Annotated in this window: 14 protein-coding genes; 4 read left to right on the forward strand and 10 right to left on the reverse strand. The window is 68.8% G+C overall.

Features of this window, described 5'->3' with window-relative positions:
- Positions 1-80: 80 nt before the first annotated feature.
- Entirely contained in the window at positions 81-2,291 is a 2,211-nt protein-coding gene (locus HKK72_RS18560) for an ATP-dependent RecD-like DNA helicase (RefSeq protein WP_315987325.1), read from the reverse strand.
- Positions 2,292-2,615: 324 nt separating this feature from the next.
- On the opposite strand from HKK72_RS18560, the gene HKK72_RS18565 reads away from it, so the two are divergent.
- Positions 2,616-2,822, forward strand: coding sequence for a DUF397 domain-containing protein (locus HKK72_RS18565; protein ID WP_222720866.1), 207 nt, complete (start codon positions 2,616-2,618; stop codon positions 2,820-2,822).
- Positions 2,823-2,850: 28 nt separating this feature from the next.
- Here the strand turns inward: HKK72_RS18565 and HKK72_RS18570 are convergent, their stop codons facing one another.
- The 5 genes from HKK72_RS18570 to HKK72_RS18590 all read right to left on the reverse strand — a co-directional run bounded on the left by HKK72_RS18570 (position 2,851) and on the right by HKK72_RS18590 (position 11,240).
- Positions 2,851-3,093, reverse strand: a complete 243-nt coding sequence (locus tag HKK72_RS18570; RefSeq protein WP_187235644.1) for a DUF397 domain-containing protein — start codon at positions 3,091-3,093, stop codon at positions 2,851-2,853.
- Between the two features lie 391 nt (positions 3,094-3,484).
- Positions 3,485-7,930 carry an FxSxx-COOH system tetratricopeptide repeat protein gene (gene fxsT / locus HKK72_RS18575; RefSeq protein ID WP_187235645.1) on the reverse strand — a complete coding sequence of 1,482 codons (4,446 nt, stop codon included), beginning with the start codon at positions 7,928-7,930 and terminating at the stop codon, positions 3,485-3,487.
- A gap of 77 nt (positions 7,931-8,007) precedes the next feature.
- Positions 8,008-9,132: an AAA family ATPase gene (locus HKK72_RS18580; RefSeq protein ID WP_261986952.1), complete on the reverse strand. Its 1,125-nt coding sequence runs from the start codon at positions 9,130-9,132 to the stop codon at positions 8,008-8,010.
- Positions 9,133-9,304: 172 nt separating this feature from the next.
- Positions 9,305-10,882 (reverse strand): effector-associated domain 2-containing protein, encoded by a 1,578-nt coding sequence (locus tag HKK72_RS18585; RefSeq protein WP_187235646.1) that lies wholly within the window; start codon positions 10,880-10,882, stop codon positions 9,305-9,307.
- Positions 10,872-11,240, reverse strand: a complete 369-nt coding sequence (locus HKK72_RS18590) for an effector-associated domain 2-containing protein (protein WP_187235647.1) — start codon at positions 11,238-11,240, stop codon at positions 10,872-10,874. Before HKK72_RS18590 ends, HKK72_RS18585 begins: the two co-directional genes overlap by 11 nt.
- A 298-nt stretch (positions 11,241-11,538) precedes the next feature.
- On the opposite strand from HKK72_RS18590, the gene HKK72_RS18595 reads away from it, so the two are divergent.
- Both HKK72_RS18595 and HKK72_RS18600 read left to right on the forward strand, forming a co-directional pair.
- The gene (locus HKK72_RS18595; protein WP_187235648.1) at positions 11,539-12,537 is read left to right on the forward strand and encodes an effector-associated domain 2-containing protein; all 999 of its coding nucleotides are present in this window, start codon (positions 11,539-11,541) and stop codon (positions 12,535-12,537) included.
- 97 nt (positions 12,538-12,634) lie between these two features.
- A complete protein-coding gene (locus tag HKK72_RS18600) occupies positions 12,635-14,752 on the forward strand; it encodes a catalase (protein WP_187235649.1) in 2,118 nt (705 codons plus the stop codon).
- Positions 14,753-14,815: 63 nt separating this feature from the next.
- Here the strand turns inward: HKK72_RS18600 and HKK72_RS18605 are convergent, their stop codons facing one another.
- Together HKK72_RS18605 and HKK72_RS18610 are read right to left on the reverse strand one after the other, a co-directional pair.
- Positions 14,816-15,331, reverse strand: a complete 516-nt coding sequence (locus HKK72_RS18605; protein ID WP_187235650.1) for a DUF1360 domain-containing protein — start codon at positions 15,329-15,331, stop codon at positions 14,816-14,818.
- Positions 15,332-15,861: 530 nt separating this feature from the next.
- Complete coding sequence (locus tag HKK72_RS18610) at positions 15,862-17,403, reverse strand: DUF2867 domain-containing protein (protein ID WP_315987326.1); 1,542 nt, start codon at positions 17,401-17,403, stop codon at positions 15,862-15,864.
- Positions 17,404-17,493: 90 nt separating this feature from the next.
- Here HKK72_RS18610 and HKK72_RS18615 point away from each other — a divergent pair, with 90 nt between their 5' ends.
- On the forward strand, positions 17,494-18,828 hold the full coding sequence (locus HKK72_RS18615; RefSeq protein WP_187235652.1) for a cryptochrome/photolyase family protein: 1,335 nt from the start codon (positions 17,494-17,496) through the stop codon (positions 18,826-18,828).
- Here the strand turns inward: HKK72_RS18615 and HKK72_RS18620 are convergent.
- Together HKK72_RS18620 and HKK72_RS18625 are read right to left on the reverse strand one after the other, a co-directional pair.
- Positions 18,815-19,357, reverse strand: a complete 543-nt coding sequence (locus HKK72_RS18620; RefSeq protein ID WP_187235653.1) for a hypothetical protein — start codon at positions 19,355-19,357, stop codon at positions 18,815-18,817. The two genes, HKK72_RS18615 and HKK72_RS18620, sit on opposite strands and share 14 nt — an antisense overlap.
- Before the next feature lie 85 nt (positions 19,358-19,442).
- Positions 19,443-20,055: thiamine pyrophosphate-dependent enzyme (locus HKK72_RS18625; protein WP_261986953.1), on the reverse strand; the 613-nt coding region annotated here is incomplete at its 5' end.

Consider the following 20,055-nt stretch of genomic DNA (forward strand, 5'->3'; position numbering starts at 1 on the left):
CCCTGAGGGATCCCTGAGAGACCCCTGGGACGGCGCCCGGCTCGAGGGCGATCGGGGTAGGGGTTCTTCGAGCACGGGGTTCAGAGCCGATGGTCGAGAGCGGTGTGGCGCCGGCCGGCTCCCGCCGTGCGCACGGCAGCGGCGAGGGCCCGCCTGGATCCGGCCAGTACGACCAGTCGCTTGGCGCGGGTCACCGCGGTGTAGAGAAGGTTGCGCTGCAGCATCATCCAGGAGCTGGTCGTCAGCGGGATGACCACGGCCGGATACTCGCTGCCCTGCGAGCGGTGGATGGTCATGGCGTACGCGTGCGCCAGTTCGTCGAGTTCGGCGAAGTCGTAGTCGACGCTCTCGTCCTCGTCGGTGCGTACCGTCAGCGTCTGGTCCTCCAGGGACAGGCCCGTCACCACGCCGACGGTGCCGTTGAACACGCCTGCCGCGCCCTTGTCGTAGTTGTTGCGCAGCTGGGTCACCTTGTCGCCGACGCGGAAGACGCGGCCGCCGTAACGCCGCTCGGGCCGCCCGTCGAGGTGCGGGGTGAGCGCGTTCTGCAGCAGCGTGTTGAGGTTCCCCGCACCCGCGGGCCCTCGGTGCATGGGCGTGAGCACCTGTACGTCGCGGCGCGGGTCTAGACCGAACCTGCGCGGGATGCGGCCGGCCACGATGTCGACGGTCAGTTCCGCGGTCGCCTCGGTGTCCTCGCAGGGGAACAGGAAGAAGTCGGGAAAGCCCTCGGTGCGCGGTGATCGCCCGGCGTTGATGAGGTGGGCGTTGACGACGATGCCGGACTCCTGAGCCTGCCGAAAGATCTTGGTGAGCCGTACCCTCGGGATCGACCCGGCGGACAGCAGGTCGCGCAGCACCTCGCCGGCGCCGACCGACGGCAGTTGGTCGACATCGCCCACCAGCAGCAGATGGGCGCCGCGTGCGACGGCCTTGACCAGCTTGTTGGCGAGGATCACGTCGACCATGGAGGTCTCGTCGACCACCACCAGATCGGCGTCGAGCGGGTCGTCCCGGTCGAACTTGGCGTCGCCGCCAGGCTGCAACTGCAGCAGCCGATGCACGGTGGCCGCCTTGTGCCCGGTCAGCTCGGCCAGCCGCTTGGCGGCCCGGCCTGTGGGCGCGACCAGCACGACCTCGGCCTTCTTGGCCTTGGCCAGTTCCACGATGGAACGTACGGTGAAGCTCTTCCCGCAGCCGGGGCCGCCGGTGAGCACCGCCACCTTGGCGGTGAGCGCGAGCCGTACGGCCTCCTCCTGCTCGGGAGCCAGCTGGTGTCCGGTGCGCTGTCGCAGCCAGGCAAGGGCCTTGGCCCAGTCGACGTTCTGGAACGCCGGCATCCGGTCCTGCTCGGTGCGCAGCAGTTCCAGCAGCCCACCGGCCAGGGATCGCTCGGCCCGGTGAAAGGGCACCAGGTAGACGGCGGGCACCTCACCGTCGCCCAGCGGGACCGTCTCCCTGACGACGCCCTCCGCGGCAACGAGCTCGGCCAGGCAGGGGCCGACCAGCTCGCGCGGCACGTCGAGGATCTTCCTCGCCGCAGTGATCAGGTTGGGCTCGGGAAGATAACAGTGGCCGTCGTCGGCCGCCTCGGACAGCGTGTACTGCAGGCCGGCCTTGATCCGTTCCGGGCTGTCGTGCGGGACGCCGACGGCGCGGGCGATGGCGTCGGCGGTCTTGAAGCCGATGCCCCACACGTCGGCCGCCAGCCGGTACGGCTCGTTGCGGACGACCGTGATCGACTCCTCGCGGTACTGCTTGTAGATGCGCACGGCGAGGGAGGTGGACACGCCGTGGCCCTGCAGGAAGACCATGACCTCCTTGATGGCCTTCTGCTCCTCCCACGCGTCGGCGATGAGCTTGGAGCGCTTCGGGCCGAGCCCGTGCACCTCGGTCAGCCGGCCGGGCTCCTCCTCGATCACCCGCAGGATCTCGGTGCCGAAATGGTCCACCATCCGCTCGGCCATCTTCGGGCCGATGCCCTTGATCAGCCCGGAGCCCAGATAGCGGCGGATGCCCTGGATCGTGGCCGGCAGCACGGTGGTGTAGGAGTGCACCTCGAACTGACGCCCGTACTTCGGATGGGAGGTCCAGCGGCCGGTGAGCCGCAGGCTCTCACCGACCTGGGCGCCCAGCAGCGCACCGACGACCGTGAGCAGATCGGTGCCCGAGCGTTCCGTCGCCACCCGGGCGATGGTGTAGCCCGTCTCGTCGTTGACGTAGGTGAATCGTTCGAGCACCGCTTCGAGTTCGCGCGTCTCGGGGGCGGCGGCCGGTCGTGTTCCCGTCACGATCGCCATCTTGCCCAATTCCGTGGCCGAACACGATGATCACGGCCATGGTGTGACGATACGTACCCCTAGATAACTGATCGGTGGCGATCGTGGGACTTTGTTGGTCATTGGCCGTATCATCGAATGCGGGAGACCGTGGCCGTCCCGGTGATATGCGGCGTTTATTACATTAAGCGTAATTATGCATTAGCGACGCTTTCGCTAAGCGTAACGAGAAGCCTTTCCCGGCCGTGAAATGCTGCGATAGTTTGGTCTCGATACCAACTACTCTGTCGGCGCAGCCTGACGAGTGTCGGCGGATGTCTGTTCTAAGGAGAAACCATGAGCACTTCAGTTGGCATGCCCGCATGGCGGAAGAGCAGCCGTAGCAGCGACCCGGCCATCGCCGCGTGCGTCGAGGTCGCGGCGATCGGTGAGGAGCGGGCGGTCCGCGACTCCAAGAACCCGGGTGGTCCTCAGCTCGCCTTCTCGGTCACCGAGTGGCGGACCTTCATGGCCGCCATCAAGGGCAATGAATTCGAGCTCTGAAGCGAACATGCCTGGGAGGCGTGGTGCTTCATCCGGCCGCGCCTCCGTTCGTACCGCAAGTCGGCAAATCGAATTTCCCCCGTTTTGTTTCTGTGAACAATGTGCACAAGGTGGCAGTGCTGAAAATGAGCACCGGGCCATCGACGTCCTTACTGTCCCGCACCGCACAGTAGACGCCCAGCAAAGCTATGCTGACGCAACCGCCGCTACCTGAGTCGGACCGGCTGCTCTTGCGCCATGAGGCATTGTTCAGCTCCTCTTGACTGACCATTCCTTCTTCCGCTCTGAAGCAGCATCACCAATGGCCGCGAGAAGACGGGACGGTATGTCCGCTGGAGGCTCGGGACCTCAGAGCTGCTCACCTGGTCATACGAATTAGTTTCCCTCTCAGGCAGTAAAATCGCATGGCGATATGCGGGGTAGGAAATATACCTACTGCACTATACGTCGGAAGGTCTATCTTGTCCACATGTCGACCTAGTGCCAGATCGTTGCCCAGGTAGCGTCCAAAATGGCATTTTGCGAACGACCCAATCCAATGTTTCGCGATAACCCTGGGCGTTGCCCGTCTTAACCGGCCGGATTGGCTCGCGATTCAAAATGCCTTACCGAGTGGCCGGCGGGGCCCCGTGGCAGGCTTCTGGACCCCGCCGCTCGGCCGATCAGACGGCGATCGGGAAGATGTCACAGTCGGCGCGGATGCCACGACGGGCCGAAATCACGGCCGGGTGACTGTCGCCGAGCCTCCTGTGCAACCTGGCCATCGCGTCGGCGAGTCGTGTCTCCGCATCGGACTCCCGACCCACGGCCCGCAGATCGAGCGCGTAGTTGAGAGCACAGGCCAGAGTGGTGGGGTGGTCATCTCCCAGAGACCGCTGAGCGCGTTCCAGTGACTCGAGATCAAGCCTGAGTGCCGCCTCGAACTCTCCGAGAGCGTGAAGGTCGCTGGCCAGATTGATCGAGCAGACGATGCTTCGTGGGTGATTCGCCCCGAGTACTTCGGTGAGGGTCGCGAGTGCGGCTTCGTCGGTCTCGCGTGCCTCCGTCACCTGGCCGTCCAGTCGTAGAGCCACGGCCAGATTCACATGGGCACTGGGAGTGTTCGGGTGCTTTGGCCCGAACATGGCTTCGTATTGTTTGATGGTGTCCCTGGCGAGCGAAATGGAATCGGAGAGGTCACCGACCTGTCGAAGGTTGACCGCGTGGTTCATCGCCGCGGCCACGGTGCTCGGGTGCAGCTGACCGTAACGACCGCGCAACAGGGTCATCGCCTGCTCTGACAGTTCCAGGGCGCGATCATGTTCACCGGCTTTCCGTTCCATGACCGACATGATCGTGAGACCCTCGGCCAGTCCCGCGGAACCGGGTTCGTGGATCTTCTCGAGATACCTGATGTGCTGACGCATGGTGTCGCGGCCCTCGACATATCGGCCTGACTCCATCTCGTCCACCGCGATCGAGGCCAGCGAACCCACCGTTCTCGGGTGATTGTCGCCGAACAGATTGACCAATCGCTGGTAAGTGTCGCGATCGTGCTCCAGTGCACGCTCTGGATCGCCGGTCAGCCGCAGGTCGATGGCGTACAGGTGTGCCTGCAACAACGTACTGGGGTCGTCCTGGCCGAACCGGCGTACAAGAATGTCGAAGGATTGCTTGTCAAGTTCAAGTGCCTGAGCGAACTCGCCGAGATAGCGCAGGTCGCCTCCGACGAACTGCTGTGCCTCGAGAGTCCGCTCGTCCTCCATGCCCTGACTCGACGCGAGGCTGTCGCGGACTCGCACGTGGTGCTCGTAGGCCTCGCGGAAGCGGCCGCCCAGCCGCAGCGCCCGGCCCAGGTGCAGGCCGGCCGTCAGCGTCTGCTCATGGTCGGCGCCGAGCCTTTCGGTCCAGGTGTCGACGGCTTTCTGCGCCAGGCTGAGGAAGCCCTGGTGGTCACCCCACTGATAGAGGAACTGGATCTGGTTCAGCACGAGCTGGCGGGCCCACGCGTCGTCGCACTCGACGATGTCGGAGTGCAGCACGTGTGGCAGGAGGTCCGCGTAATGGGGCCAGTGGGCGGAGAGTTCCGGGGCGTTCGGATCCGCCTGGGCGAGCAGCTGATGGCCGCAGTGCCGGAGCTCGGCCGCCTCCTGAGGGGTCATCTGGCCGACGAGCACGCGCTGCACGAGGCGGTGCAGCATGATCGTGTTGTGCTTGTGGCTGAGCTTGGCCAGCGCGTACTGGTTGATGGCGCGCACGGCCCGGCCCAGCTTGACCGGGTCGGACAGCACCTCCATCAGCTCCGGCGGCCCGTCGACGTTGCGGGTGCCGCTCAGCAGCCGGCGCGAGATCGGCTCGGGCGCGAAGAAGGCGCAGATCTGGAGCAACTGCAGGGCGCCGGGATCGGTGTTGCGCAACTGGTCGAGCGACACGTTCCACGCCGCTGCGACCGGCAGCTCGTAGGCGGCCGGGGCGGCGTCGTGCAGAAGTTCGGCGGCCTTGTCGTGCTTCTCGCGGAACAGGTGCAGGTACTCCGCCACCGGCATGCCCGTCTCGGACAGCCACACCGCCGCCTGCTCGATGGCGAGTGGCAGGTCGCCGAGCAGGTGGGCCAGTTCGTTGGCGTCGTCGGCGTCGAGTTCCGGGCCGCGCAACCGGAGCAGCGCGATGCTCTCGTCACGGGCGAAGACGTCGACCTCGAGTGAACTGGCCACGCTGGTCCACGCCTGGTTGCGCGAGGTGACAAGGATCTTGCCGGCGCCGTTGGTGGGAAAGAAGTCCTGGACCTCTTCGAGTTGCTCGGCGTTGTCGAAGACGAGCAGCCAGTTGCGATAGGGGCGGCCCAGCCGCAGCGCCTCTCGAACCGCCGGCACTGCGACGTTGACCTCGGTGCTGACCGGTAGCCCCATCTGGACCGCCAGTTCCGCCAGGCTCTGCTGGATCTGCCCGGGGCGTTCCGAAGGGATCCACCAGATCAGGTCATAGTCCCGAGTATGGCGATAAACGTATTCTATGGCGATTTGCGACTTTCCGACGCCGCCCATTCCGTGCAGTGCCTCCGGTAGCACGGCGGTCGTTCCATGGGAGAGCCGCTGGTGAAGAGTTTCCAGCAGCGCTTCCCGGCCGGTGAAGCTCCTATTTCGCGGAGGGACATTCCCCCATATAGGAGGTGGGTCAGAGGGGCTGCGCTCTGCCGCCGGGGGCATGGTGCGGATCGTCACGCCGACTCCAAGGGGGGTTTTGCTATCTATGTCCCGGTCATCGGCCGAGCCTGATTTGGCGGGACGGTGACCATCACCAAGTGCCTGTTCGTCGATCGTTCGCATGGAGCCATTATTTCCAGTTTTGGATCTTCTTTGCGGGCGACTCGACACATCAGAACGAAGATTTGACATCGAGAACTCGCCCTTGCGATCCACGCCCAAGGTCGCGGATTGCAGGGCGAGGTCCAAATTCTGTGCGGGCCGGAGGTAGGGCCCGGCGAGTGCCCTGAACGCGTGCAGCATGGGTTCGGCGAACGGCACGAGGTCGGCGGTCATGACCGGGGCCGCCGCTCGCTGCGGCGCCACGACCATGTCACGCAGTTCCCGCAGTACGCCCACCCTCGCGCCGAGATGCTCGGCGACGGTCATGAGCACCCTGCTCGTCTCGGACCGGCGTCCGGCGGCCAGCAGCTCGGCACGGGTACCGGGCAGGAAGTCGTAGGTGACCTTGTCGACGGCCTCGGCGTCGTGTCCGCCGACCGGTCTGATCCGCTGGAGCAGGCCGCTGCCGACCAGTTCGGTCAGATCGGCCGGTCGTGACCCCGGCAGCATGGTGCGCTGCACGAGTCGCATCACCGGGAGGTTCAAGGGTGCGGCGGCCAGGTGGACGGCCAGCTCGTAGACGGTCGGCGGCACAGCGGCGCGGAATCGCCGCACCAGCTCGGCGGGCGAGAGGTCGATCTCCTCCTCGACGGTCATCGGCGGGATCGAGTCGTCGCCGGCCACGTCCGGTGCCCATGGAGCCGGGTTCTCGGGGCAGAGGGTGACCGGGCCGTGCCACCCGAGGTCGGTACCGGCGACGAAACGGGCCCATCCGGCCAGCTGCCGTGGGCCCAGCTCGAGTACGGGAACGCACACCTCGCCGGGCGGCGCCGTGCGGAAGGCGGCTGTCCCGAGCGCGGACAGCGAGACCTGGTAGCGGGTGTTCGCCAGCGCCGGGCCGGACGTGTGCAGTCTGGCCGCCAGCGCCGTGATGCCGGTGCGGCGCCACTGCCGGGGCGGCAGCATCTGCACGACGGCCACCGGGAAACACCTCGCCCACCGCCCGAGAGCCGACTGGGCCGCGCCCGCGTGCCACGCGTCGCCCACGCCGTCGGACAGGACGAGGATGATCCTGCGTTCGTGCCGCCCGAGGCCCGGCAGTGAGGCCGCGGGAAGCCGCCGGGCCGCCTCGCCGGTGCCGCGCAGGGTGAGGGACGCCGGTTCGGTGCCGTCGGTGTCGAGCAGGTGAATCCGGATGTGCCGGAAGGCGCCGACCGTCGCGATCTCTTCGATCAGCTGGTCGGCCACCGGGCGATGCAGGGTCGCGAACCGGCTGTCGTCCACGACGACGTCGAGTTCGAGCCATCGTTCCCGCACCGGCCGCTGTTCGGGCAGCCACAGACCGTCCTCGGCGGCGCGCTCGGCGGTCGCCTCGTCGTCGAGCTCGGTCTGGGTGCGCGAATCGGTCGTCCGCTTGAACGGGCGCAGCGCGTGGGCCAGCCGCCGCCGGTTCAGCAGCGGCGGTACGCCCGCGAAGGGATCCTCGTCGAGGCGGCCGATCAGCGCCGCTGGGGGCCGCCAGATCCGTGGCCGCGCCTGCAGCGAGCTCCAGACCGGGTCATCCGCGGTCGCCGGCGTTGTGCCGTCGGGCCCTTCTCCGAGCGGTTCGGCCTGATCGGTCCCGACCGGCCCGTCGCTCCGGCCGGTGGCGGAGGGCGGGTCGGGCGCGGCCGGTGAGCCCTCCGTTGAGGGCGGCTCCGCGGACGAGCCGGCGGCGGTCGCCGGCCGCCCGCCGGGTGACCGCTCACCCTCGGGCGTGCGATCCTCGTCGACGGGCCGTGCCATGGCCGCCTGTTGCGCGGCCAGCCAGAGCGCGTCGGCCATCTCATGTGAGATGGGCTGATCGCCCGGTGTCGCGGGGCGCTCCGCGTTCCGGGCCGGGGGATCGGGGGCCCGGCCCGTCACTCCGGTGCCGTCTCTGGGCTGAGGCGCTGCCAGACGAGATCGAGCAGGCGCTTCCAGGAGTCGTCTTTCGCATAGGCGCCCGAGGTCGCCAGGAAGAAGGCGTTGAGAAGCTGGTCCGCGGCCATCTCATGATGCACCCGGCGGTACTCCATGAAGTCGCGGATCAGCTGTGCCGCGCTCGCGTCGGGCTGCCTGGTGAAATGGGCGGCCACCAGGCTCGCCAGGCCATTCTCGTCGGGCTGTTCCATGGAGAACTGAATACAGCGGCGCATGAACGCCGGTGGGAATTCCCGCTCGCCGTTACTTGTGATGACGATGATCGGGAAGGCTTTGCAGCGGACGTGACCCTTCGCGATGGTGGCCTTTTCGTCCGGGTCTGCGGTATGGACCTCGACGTCGGGTTCTCGGGGAGCCGCTCTGATCAGTGCCGGAATTCGATATTCGCCTTCCTCGAAGACGTCCAGCAGATCATTCGGCAGGTCTATGTCGCTTTTGTCGAGTTCGTCGATGAGGAGCACGCGGGGCAGTTCGTACGGCAGCAATGCGGTGCCGAGCGGGCCGAGCTGTACGTATTCGCCGATGCGCGAGCCCGCCGGGTCGCCGTCCTCGGGCCGAGCCTCCGCGAGTTGCCGCGCGGTCGCCGCGTCCTGCGCCCGGCCGATCGCGTCGTACTCGTACAGCCCCTCGCGAAGGGTGCTACGGCTGCTGATCGACCAGCGCAACACCGTGCCGAGGCGAAGTTCGCGGGTGATCTGGTAGGCGAGGCTGGACTTGCCGACGCCGGGCCTCCCGGTGACCAGGAGCGGGCGGCGCAGGAACATCGCGGCGTTGACGGCCTCGACCTCGCCGCGTGCGGGCTGCCGCACCGTGAGGTTCTCGAGAGCACCGAGTCTGCGGTCGAGATCTCGATCGTCGTGCGGAGGCGCCGGTCGCGCGGGGCCGCCCTCGAAGGCCCGCCATGGCGGGGGCGGCGGCAGTAGTTGGCCCAGCTCGATGTCGCGCAGCGGCCGCCCGGTGCCACGGTAGATCCACCAGCCGGGCCGGGGCGGCTCGGCTGGGGCGCCGCCCGCACCGTTCTGGGCATAGGCGGAGGGTGCACCGGGCCGCTCGTCAGCGCTCATCGGTGACGTCCCCTTCTGGCCTGGTCTGTGCCAGACGCCTGGCTTCTGCTATCTACATGAAATGTTACACAAAGCAGATAAAACCCTACTCCGAGCATGCTCTCTACGGTTGAGTTTTGCAAGTCGATCGCCGGTATTGGTTCTCCTTTACGGTCAATTGGAAGGCGCCATATTAGGACGCCTGAGGGGATCGTAGTGGCGGCGCGTCGTCGAGGAAGTGGGTGGGATCATCCCAGAGAAGTGTCACCTGGGGTGTTCGTCGATCTATGTGTTTGGCATCGCCCATCGCGTTTACCCGCAGTCGCTTGACGTCATCGGGAAGTCTGCGGAGGTCGGGCCCTTCGATCACCTCGCGAAGCTCGGTCTCGAACTCGGCGGCGGCTCCGTCCGTACGGTCCCACAGGACGACGGGCACGCCCGCCCGCAGGGCCATCCACAGTTCACTGCGGCCGGGCTCGCGATCGGGCGGCGAGCTCAGTACACAGGCGACCACGTTCTTCTCGGCGAGCAGGCGGTTGTGCAGCAGTTGCGGGTCCGGGGGCGGTTCGCCCGCCGCCCAGTGCGTGGCGCCCTCGGCGCCGAGGAGGGTCCGCCATCGTTGCCGCCACGCCCGGTGCATGTGCAGTGTGCGAAGTCGCTCGTGGCTTCGCACCAGAACCTCGTACTCGCTGCCCAGTGGGGTGGGATGCGGCACGCCCGGAGGGTCGCGCGTCCACTGGTCGAGGTCGAGGTTGAGCAGTTCGAGTGGCAGGACGACCTCGATGACCAGGGAGTCGTCGAGGTCGTAGGCCCAGCCGCCCTCGGCCTCCTGGACGAGCTCGGCGACCTGCTGTGGCACCTCGTGCAGTGCCACCGCGCGGTCGTCGCCCGGTTCCGGGCGCCATTCCAGTGGATGCACCTGCCGCCAGTGCGACAGGCGGTACATGTCCTCGGCCTCGCCGCCCGTGGGCAGTCGCTCCAGCTGAATGATGAGGTAGATCGGCAGGTCGGGGCGGACCTCGAGCAGCTCCGGCCGGTCGCGGATGCGGTCGAGCCGGCTCGCGGCGCTCGACCCGCCAGAGCCGCGCAGCTCCTCCAGCTGCGCGGTCATCCACTTCCTCAACCGTTCCGAACGCCATCTCTCCTGCGGCGTGGACATATCCGCGCTCTGCCGGCGGCGCATCATCTGGATCAGCAGTTCGATGAACACCAGGTGGGGCGGCAGCCCGTCCGGGCCGGCGTTGGCGTCGAGCAGGATGGAGAAGGCGTCCCAGGCGTCGGTGAGCCGGCGCGGTGCCGGCGAGCCGCCCCCGGTGGCGGTGTAGTACACCCGTGCCAGGGACGGCAGGGTCAGGCCTTCGAGCAGATCCTTGATCTGGGTCTCGACCGCCGAGTGAAGCAGGTCGCTGGCCGGGCTCGCCAGCCGGCGTATCGTCGCGGCCGCCGAGGTGTGGCCGGCCAGGAAGTCGACCGCGCGTACCAGCGCCGGCATGCCTTCGGGAAACTCCCTGCAGGTGGCGACGAGGTTGTACAGCAGGACTTTGGGGCTGCCGTGACCGGAGAGCAGCAGGGGCGCCCCGAGCGCCTCGCTCACCGCGTGGACCAGCGCGGACCGCCCCGCCTCGTCCTGGAAGTCACGGATCTGGACGAGCGCGTCCGCGATCTCCAGGGTGACCTGTCCCGACTGTTCGGGACCTGTGGCCACCGGGCCCATGCCGGGCTCCAGCGGCCGACCGGTCAGCGCCGGCCATCCCTCCATGTCATCCCCCATGATCATTCCAGGCCTCGGCCGGCCGGCCGGTCAGCTCCGCGGCGGCCCGAAGGGCCCGCCGCATGGGCAGGGAGTCGCCCTCCATGTGGCTCAGGGCCGCGAGCAGGTCCGCGAGCCCACCCTCGTGGTCCAGGCACGCGAGGACGAGGTTGAACAGGTGTATCCGGGGTCGTGGATCGTGCTGGGCGCTCGCCGCGAGCGCGGGCGGGAGCAGACTCACGAGGGTCGCTCTGCCGCTGTCGTCGGTCAGCGAGGGCAGTGATGTGAGGGTGTTGACGAACGCGAACAACGGCTCGCCCCCGGCCGCCGAGGGTCCTCTCGCGACACCGCCCCCGGCGGGGCCGCTCTGGTCGATCACCGGCTTTCACCTCCAGGGCTCGGCACGGCCGGCACGGTCTCGTCCGCGGTTCGACCGCGTGCGTTGAACGCGCCTCGGAAGCGCCATGCCGTTCACGCAACCGCCTGATTACGACGTTCTCGATCTTTTCGTGGTTCCCCCGCCCGAGACACATCCGTCCCCGATCCTTTCACCCAATGTCATCACCTAATCGCGTTACATCCGTCCGTTCTGTGTCCTATGGCATAGTCGCTTGCCGTGTCCGCGCCGACACGGCACAGTGAACGCATCCGCGAGTCGTCAGGTGGCCGCTGTGGACATGATCGAGAGTGACAATGCCTCCCGGAACGGATGGCGGCCGTCCGGGCGGTGCGCAATCTTCGTCTGCGACATCGTCTCGTTCGGGCGGGACGGCCGGCACGACGGCGTCCAGGGGCACTTGCGCACCGCGATGTACGAGGCGCTGCGGCGGAGTTTCGACGAGTCGGGTGTGCCGTTCGACCGCTGCTACTGGGAGGACCGGGGCGACGGCGTGATCGTGGTGCCGCCGCCGGACATCGAGACGACGGTGCTGGTCCACCCGTTGATCGACCGGCTGCGCGGGGCACTGCGGCGGCATAACGAACTCTCCAGCGACCTCGCGAAGATTCGGCTCAGGGTCTCATTGCACGTGGGAAACGTCGAGGCCGATGGGCGGGGGATCGTCGGCACTGCGGTCAACCACGCGAACCGGCTGCTCGATGCGCCCACGTTCAAGGAGGCGATCCTGCTCGCCGAGGCTCATATCGGCCTGATCGTGTCCGTGGAGTTGTACGAGGCGGTGGTGCGGCCGGGCACAGGGCTGATCGACCCCGACGAGTACGAGGTCGTCGAGGTGGTGGTGAAGGAGACCAGGACGACGGCGTGGATGCGGATCTCCGCTCCGGGGCGGGGGGTCGCCCGGGCGCCGGCGCGGGGGCTTCGGCGGTCCGAGCCCGATCCCCCGGCCCGGGAACGGCCGATGCGGGCCATGGACGCCACGGCGCACCAAGGCTCGATGACCGAGCTCTTCGAGGTCGTGAAGATGCTCCTCGCGGTTCCGATCATGACCACGCCGGAAGGCCGGGAACAGGTGATCGGGTCGCTCCACCCCGACGTGGCGGTGCGCATACCGCGGCGCTCGCAGGCCAACCTGGACACGCACTCCATCCTGCGGACGTGCCTGGACTTCCCGGGCGCCGTGGGGGAGCTGCTGGCGGTGCTGAAGGCCTTCGCCGGCGACTCCGAGCAGATGCGTGCGCTGGAGGAGACCATCGATCGGCTGGGCCGGCGCAGGTAGATCTTCGGCGAGCGCTTCGCGGGTTTCCCCAGGTGAATAGATCGCGATTCTCTGGAAAGGGGACTTATCGGACAAAGTTTCGAGGCGGGGGGCCACCATGTCACCACTACGCAGAAGCCGGCATGACGCGCAGGACAAGCAACGTCAGCTGGACCGGTACCGGGTCGACCCGGAAGGCCGCCTCACCACCGACCAGGGCATCCCGGTCGACGACACCGACAACTCGGTCAAGGTGGGCGAGCGCGGGCCCACCATCATGGAGGACTTCCACCTCCGCGAGAAGATCACTCATTTCGACCATGAGCGGATCCCGGAGCGCGTCGTGCACGCCAGGGGGTCCGGTGCGTACGGTCACTTCCGGGCGACCGAGTCGCTGGCGGAGTACACCAAGGCCGAGTTCCTCTGCGACACGTCCCTGGAGACCCCGGTGTTCGTCCGCTTCTCGACGGTGGCGGGGTCGCGTGGTTCGGCCGACACGGTACGGGACGTCCGTGGGTTCGCGACGAAGTTCTACACCCGTCAGGGCAACTTCGATCTGGTCGGCAACAACATGCCCGTGTTCTTCATCCAGGACGGCGTCAAGTTCCCCGACTTCGTGCACGCCGTGAAGCCGGAGCCGCACAACGAGATCCCGCAGGCGTCGTCGGCGCACGACACGCTGTGGGACTTCGTCCAGCTCCAGCCCGAGACGATCCACATGATGATGTGGCTGATGTCCGACCGCGCGCTGCCGCGCAGCTTCCGCATGATGCAGGGTTTCGGGGTGCACACGTTCCGGCTGGTCAACGACGCCGGGCGGTCGGTCTTCGTCAAGTTCCACTGGAAGCCCCGGCTCGGCGTGCACTCGCTGATCTGGGACGAGGTGCAGAAGGTCGCGGGACGGGATCCCGACTTCAACCGCCGGGACCTGTGGGAGTCGATCGACGCCGGCCGGTACCCCGAATGGGACCTGTGCCTGCAGATCGTGCCGGAGGAGGACGAGCAGGCGTTCGACTTCGACCTGCTGGATCCCACCAAGATCATCCCGGAGGAGATGGTGCCGGCCCGGCCGGTCGGGCGGCTGGTTCTCGACCGCAACCCGGACAACTTCTTCGCCGAGACCGAACAGGTGGCCTTCCATCTCGGCAACGTCGTGCCCGGCATCGACTTCACCGATGATCCGCTGCTTCAGGCCAGGCTGTTCTCGTACCTGGACACCCAGCTGCTGCGGCTCGGCGGGCCCAACTTCACCCAGCTGCCGGTCAACCAGCCGGTGGCGGAGGTGCGCAACCACCACCGTGACGGCCCGCACCAGACGCTGATCGAGACGGCCCGGGCCGCCTATCACCCCAACTCCCTCAGCGGTGGCTGCCCGGCGCTCGCCGACGAGGGCGCGTTCAGGCACTACCCGGAGCGGGTCCAGGGGCACAAGGTGCGAAAGCGCAGCGAGACCTTCGCCGACCACTACTCCCAGGCGACGCTGTTCTGGAACAGCATGGCCGACTGGGAGAAGGAGCACATCGTCGACGCGTTCCGGTTCGAGCTCGGCAACGTGACGCACTGGCACATCAGGAAGGGCGTGGTCGGGCACCTCAACCACGTCGACCACGACCTCGCCGTCAAGGTCGCCGAGGGCATCGGAGTCGCGCCGCCGGACCGGCCCGTGACCCTGAACCACGGCCGCTCCTCACCTGCGCTCAGCCAGGCCGACCAGCCCGGTTCGGTGGTCGGCCGCAAGATCGCGGTGCTCGCCGCCGAGGGCGTGAGCGCCGACGACGTCCGCAGCGTCAAGGAACCGTTGATCGACCAGGGCGCGTTCTGCCACGTGATCGGCCCTCATGACGGTTCGCTGCCCTCGACCGGAGGCGGGGTCGTCGAGGTCGACCGCGCGCTTCGCACGGTGAGCTCGGTGGTCTACGACGCGGTCGTGATCCCTGGCGGCAGGACCAGCGTGGACATCCTGACCGGGTGCGGCGACGCCGTGCACGTCGTGGCCGAGGCGTTCAAGCACGGCAAGCCGATCGGCGCGATCGGGGAGGGGATCGATCTGCTGAAGGCGGCACCGATGCTCGAGGGTGTGCGGCTGGCCGACCGCCACGATGGCGAGGTCGCCGACACGGGGGTCGTCACGCAGGCGGCCGGCGGCGGCGCCACCCGCTGGTTCCTGCACGAGTTCACCGACGCCATCGCCAAGCATCGGCACTGGGACCGGGCCAAGGAACGGGTCCCGGCCTGACGCCGGGAACGTTCAAGGGCCGGTGATCCCCCGTGCTCAGGTCGACGGGGGATCACCGGCCCTCTAGGCGCCGGAGGAGGCGGATCGCTGTAGTCGCGAGTAGCCGAGCTGGAGCCAGTCCGAGCCCGCGATCGCCGTCAGCGTCGCCCCTGTGAGCCGGGTCGCCTCGGGGGCGAAGACCAGCCCGGCGGCATAGGTCGTGCCGACCCACTGCGCCACGCAGAACGGACAGGTGACCAGCTCGCCGATGGCGTGCCTGGCGCCGGATCCGCGTACCCTCTCGGCGAGTTCGGCGGGCCCGGAGGAACCCTCGAACCTGGTGAACGGCGCTCGCAGTGGACTCGTGACCGTCCCTTTGGAGATCAGGCGGGACAGGCGGTGAGTGGCGCCCGCCATCAGCACGACGTCCCAGACCCCGACGCTCGGCGGCCGCCGTCCGGTGCGCCGCGCGACGGCCCCGAGGATGCCCAGCGTCAGCCCGTAGAGACTCAGCGTGCCGAGGTACGAGCCGAGTGGGCGATCGTCGTCTCCCGCATATTTCCGTCGCTGTTCCCGGCTCACGGACATGACCGATTTCATCGAGCCTCCTGTTGTGCATTTCGGGGGGATGACGTGCCATCGGGCCGATGGCCTGCCGCACTTGTCGTCACCTCCAGGGCGGCGCATCGTCTGTGCGGCTCATTCTTACCCGGCAGAAAACGGGCAACCCTGCGGAACGCTTCGGGCACCGGCCGCCGGATCGGTTCGAGCTCCCGCTCCCCGGCCAGGGCGAGCCCGCGCAGATTCGCCGGAGGGTATCTGTGTAGAAATTGCTGCGCGGGTATAAGGAGGTCTGCACACACGTCAAAGGAGGGTCACATGGCAGGCCGCATCGGTGGCGCTCTGAGCGCCGTTGTTTCGACGATCATTAACGTCCTCACCTTGCCCTTCCGGGTGCTGGGCAAGCTGCTTTCCGGCCGTGGTCGCGGCGGGGGGCGCAATTCTCGGAGGTCCGCGCCATAAAGTGCGCTCGGCCGTTCCGGGCACCGGGCTGAGACGGCAGGCGCTCCGCCCCGCCGCGCCGTCTCGCCCGGTGTCCGGTGTTCCGGTGACCTGGGTGCGCTACACGCTCACTGTGGTGATCTCGAACCGGTCAGCGTGGTGATGTCACGGGGATGGTCGGTGACCGGGCGCCGCTCCATGTTCGCCGCCGTGGTGACCCCGCGCTCCAGACCGGCAAGCACGGCCCGCGAGCACGGGCGCGCGACCCACCAGCACAGGTGCCCGATCAGGCCGTGCGGATGGAACATGGCGCGCTGGGTGTAGACGGTCGGCACCGTGCCCGACCGTACGCCGAGCTCCAGCCAGACGACTCCCGGCAGCAGCGGCGCGCCGGCCCGGATCCGCAACCGCCGCCCCGGCTCGACGTCGTCCACGCGCCACGGGCGAAGTGCCGCGCCGGCCTTGCGCACGACGCCGCCGAGCCCGGCCGAGACCGCGCCGAGGAGGCCGCGCCGCGGGGGCTGGCCGATCGAGGCCGGACGGCCCTCGAACCAGCCGGGGATCTCGGAGACCAGCCGCCAGAGCGCCTTCGGCGACGTGCTCACCGCCCGTTCACGTACATCCTCGTACAGGGCGCCGCCGGTCCACCGGGGATCGGTGGGGAGCGGGTCGCTGGCGGTGCGCTGCTCCTCCGGCGCGCAGTCGGCGAGCCTGATGTCACGGACCCACCGCAGCGCCAGCCGCACGCCCTGGTCGAAGCCGATCAGCCCCGGCGAGACGGCGGGCAGATGGTCGGCGATGTCGTGCTCACGGCAGACGACCTCGTGGTAGAGCGAGCCGACGAGGGGCCGCGCCAACGCCGTCGGTACGGGGGTGACGAGACCGATCCAGAGGCTGGACAGCCGCGGTGTCAGGACGGGCACCAGGAGGATGAAGCGGCGGTGCAGCCCGGCCACGGCCGCGTAGCGGCGCATCATTTCGAGATAGGTCAGGACGTCGGGTCCGCCGATGTCGAAGGTCCGGTTCAGCTCGTGCGGCAGCCCGGCGCAGCCGACGAGGTAGCGCAGCACGTCCGGGATGGCGATCGGCTGCACCCGCGTGGCCACCCAGCGCGGCGCCACCATGATCGGCAGCCGTTCGGTCAGATGTCGCAGCATCTCGAACGAGGTCGAACCCGCGCCGACGATGACCGCCGCCCTGAGCACGATGGTCGGCACGCCCGAGTTCAGCAGGATCTGGGCGACCTCCGAGCGTGATCGCAGATGCGCCGACAGCTCGTCCTGGGCCGATGGCCCCAGACCGCCGAGGTAGACGATGCGTCGCACTCCGGCGATCTTCGCAGCGGCGGCGAAGGCCTGGGCGGCCTGCCGGTCGGCGCGCTCGAACTCGCCGCCCCCGCGTAGCGAGTGGATCAGATAGAACGCCACGTCCACGCCCTTGAGGGCGCGGCGCATGGCAGGTGCGTCCTGGGCGTCGGCGGCGACGGCCTCGACCTCGTCGATCCACGGGAACTCGCGCAGCCGGGCGGCCGAGCGGGACATGCACCGCACCGGGTGACCCGCCGCGAGCAGCTCGGGTACGAGGCGTGAACCGACGTAGCCGGTCGCGCCCGTGACCAGGCAGCGGGATCGCCGCGCATTGCCCTCCACCACCCCAGTCTGCGCCGACACCGACCGCACCACATCCATCTGAGGGGCGGCAGTGGTTCAAGACGTCGCCAAGGCCGAGAACGGGGTGCCGGGCGCGGGGAGGAGTACGGCATGTCCGTGGCGATCGCCCTGCTCACCCGGGATCTGCGGGTCTGCGACAACCCCGTTCTCGACGCCGCCGCGCGGGCCGCCGATCGGGTCGTGCCGCTGTTCGTGCTCGACGAGGCGATCTTGCGCACCGGGTTCAACCGGCCGAACCGGGCGCGCTTTCTCGCCGAATGCCTCGGCGATCTGGACGAGAGCCTGACCGGGCTCGGCGCCGGACTCGTGGTGCGCCGGGGCGACGTCGTCGCGGAGGTCGCGCGGCTCGCGCACCGCACCGGGGCGGCCGAGGTCTTCGCCGCCGCCGACGTGAGCGGTTACGCCCAGCGCCGGCAACGGCGGCTGGCCGACGGGCTCGGTGGCGAGGGCAGGTGCCTGCGCCTGCTCTCCGGTGTCACCGTGGTGCCGCCCGGCCGGCTCGTTCCCGAGGGCAAGGACCATTCCGCCGTCTTCACTCCGTACTTCCGCAAGTGGGCGGTCGCGGACCGGCGTGCTCTGCTCGGGACCCCCCGACGGCTGTGCCTGCCGGACGGCCTCGACCGCGGCCACGTGCCGGACCAGGACGAGATCTGTCCCGGGACGACGTCGCCGCGGCTGCCTCGCGGTGGCGAGGGCACGGCCCGCGCGCTGTTCGACGGCTGGCTGCGCCACGGGATCGCCGGGTACGACCGGTGTCACGACGATCTCGCCGCCGACGCGACGAGCCGGCTGTCGCCGTACCTGCACTTCGGCTGCCTGTCGCCCACCGAGGCGGTGGTCCGCTGTGCGGGACTGGATGAAGGGCGCGCCGCCGGCCGCGAGGCGTTCGTCCGCCAGCTCGCGTGGCGCGACTTCCACCACCAGGTGCTGGCCGCCCGCCCGGACGCCGCGTCGGCCGACTACCGTCCGCGGGGGCGCTCGTGGAGCGGTGACGATCCCCGCATCGGCGCCTGGCGGGAGGGTCGCACCGGGATCCCCGTCGTCGACGCCGGCATGCGGCAACTGGCGGCGGAGGGCTGGATGCACAACCGGGCCCGCCTCATCGTCGCCGCCTATCTCACCAGGGACCTGGCCATCGACTGGCGGCTCGGCGCCCGCCACTTCTTCGACCTGCTCGTCGACGGCGATCTGGCCAACAACACGATGAACTGGCAGTGGGTCGCGGGCACCGGCAACGACACCCGACGCGACCGTCCCTTCAACGTGCTGCGGCAGGCGGCGCGCTTCGACCCCACGGGCGAGTACGTGCGCCGTCATGTCGAGGAGCTCACGGGGATCGACGGGCCGGCGGTGCACCGGCCGTGGCGGCTCGATCCGGCCGCGCGGCGCACGCTCGGCTACCCGGAGCCGCTCACGGAGGTCTGAGCCTTTTCCTGGACTCGATCAGGGCGGCGATCCGTGCCACCCCGGCCAGGATCCCGAAGAGCCAGACCACCGCGCCGATGAGGGACAGAAATCCGAAGAGGCCGGTGAGCACGGCGCTGCCGACCCAGCCGCGGGAGCCGCGCATCCACGCGACGTCGTCATCGTCGCCGATGAACCAGTCCGACCCGCGGTCGCCCGCGATCAGCCGGGCCTCGCCCTGCCGCCCGCGGACGCAGCGCCCCGTCTGCTTCACCACGACGGAGGGCCGCAGCTCGCCTGCGCGGTGCCGGAAGTCGCCCTCGCAGTAGGTGCCCTTGGAGCTCCGGCCGCTGCTCTTCTCGCCGGTGATCGTCACGGTGCCCGGGCTTCCGTACGAGCCTTTCGCGGCGCCGTGATTCTTCCGCAGCTCGCTCGCGTTCCAGAGGAGGGCCGCGAAGAACACCGCGCACACGCTGAGAAGGACCGCCCACAGGAGAGGATGCCCGCCCGAGGAGCCCGGTGATGGCGCGGACGCTGTCGGCTCCGGCAACTCGGCACCTCTCTGCAGCCGACCGTGAATTTATGAATATAGATCCATATCAGGGTTCGTGGCCGTTCTTCGCCCGCTCAGCCGGTCATCTCGGCGCGCCGCCGAGGTCGGCCGGATCGGTGAGGATCTCGATGAGGGCCGGTTCGCGCCGGTCCAGGAACTCCTTCATCGCGGCCGGCAGCTCCGCGGCCCGGGTGAGACGGCGGGCGGGCAGCCCGAATCCGCGTGCCACGGCGGCGATGTCCACGCCGGCGATGTCCTTGCCGGGGAAGGCGCCGGTGCGCGCAGCCGTGCCGCCGTAGCGGCGCAGGGCCGCCGCGACCGCCGCGTACGACCGGTTGTTGATGACCACGAAGACGACCGGGATGTCGTAGCGCCGGGCCACCCACAACGCCTGCGGGCCGAACTGGAACACGCCGTCGCCGACGACCGCGATGACCTCTCGGTCCGGGGCCCCGAGCTGGACGCCGAGCGCGGCGCCCATTCCCCAGCCCAGCGAACCCGAGGCGGTCGTGAGGAGCGACAGCGACGACCGCTGCGGCAGCCACCGCAGCAGCGCGCCCGCCGAGGTGGTGGCGTCCTCGATCACGGTGGTCCGCTCGCCGATCACCTCGGCCAGCGCCTCGGCGACCTCGGTGACGGTGGCGTGATCGGCCTGTGCGTCGGCCCGTGTTTCGGCTGGGGTGCGGGCGGTTGCG

This window comes from Actinomadura sp. HBU206391 (genome assembly GCF_014323665.1).
Taxonomy (GTDB): domain Bacteria; phylum Actinomycetota; class Actinomycetes; order Streptosporangiales; family Streptosporangiaceae; genus Actinomadura_C.

Bases quoted from the DNA above. Each gene is read 5' to 3' on its own strand.
- fxsT (WP_187235645.1), bottom strand. From the start codon at position 7,930: ATGGCCGACGCGCTCTGGCTGGCCGCGCAACAGGCGGCCATGGCACGG.
- HKK72_RS18580 (WP_261986952.1), bottom strand. From the start codon at position 9,132: ATGAGCGCTGACGAGCGGCCCGGTGCACCCTCCGCCTATGCCCAGAAC.
- HKK72_RS18615 (WP_187235652.1), top strand. From the start codon at position 17,494: ATGTCCGTGGCGATCGCCCTGCTCACCCGGGATCTGCGGGTCTGCGAC.
- HKK72_RS18605 (WP_187235650.1), bottom strand. From the start codon at position 15,331: ATGAAATCGGTCATGTCCGTGAGCCGGGAACAGCGACGGAAATATGCG.
- HKK72_RS18600 (WP_187235649.1), top strand. From the start codon at position 12,635: ATGTCACCACTACGCAGAAGCCGGCATGACGCGCAGGACAAGCAACGT.
- HKK72_RS18570 (WP_187235644.1), bottom strand. From the start codon at position 3,093: ATGGTCAGTCAAGAGGAGCTGAACAATGCCTCATGGCGCAAGAGCAGC.
- HKK72_RS18585 (WP_187235646.1), bottom strand. From the start codon at position 10,882: ATGGGGGATGACATGGAGGGATGGCCGGCGCTGACCGGTCGGCCGCTG.
- HKK72_RS18595 (WP_187235648.1), top strand. From the start codon at position 11,539: ATGATCGAGAGTGACAATGCCTCCCGGAACGGATGGCGGCCGTCCGGG.
- HKK72_RS18565 (WP_222720866.1), top strand. From the start codon at position 2,616: ATGAGCACTTCAGTTGGCATGCCCGCATGGCGGAAGAGCAGCCGTAGC.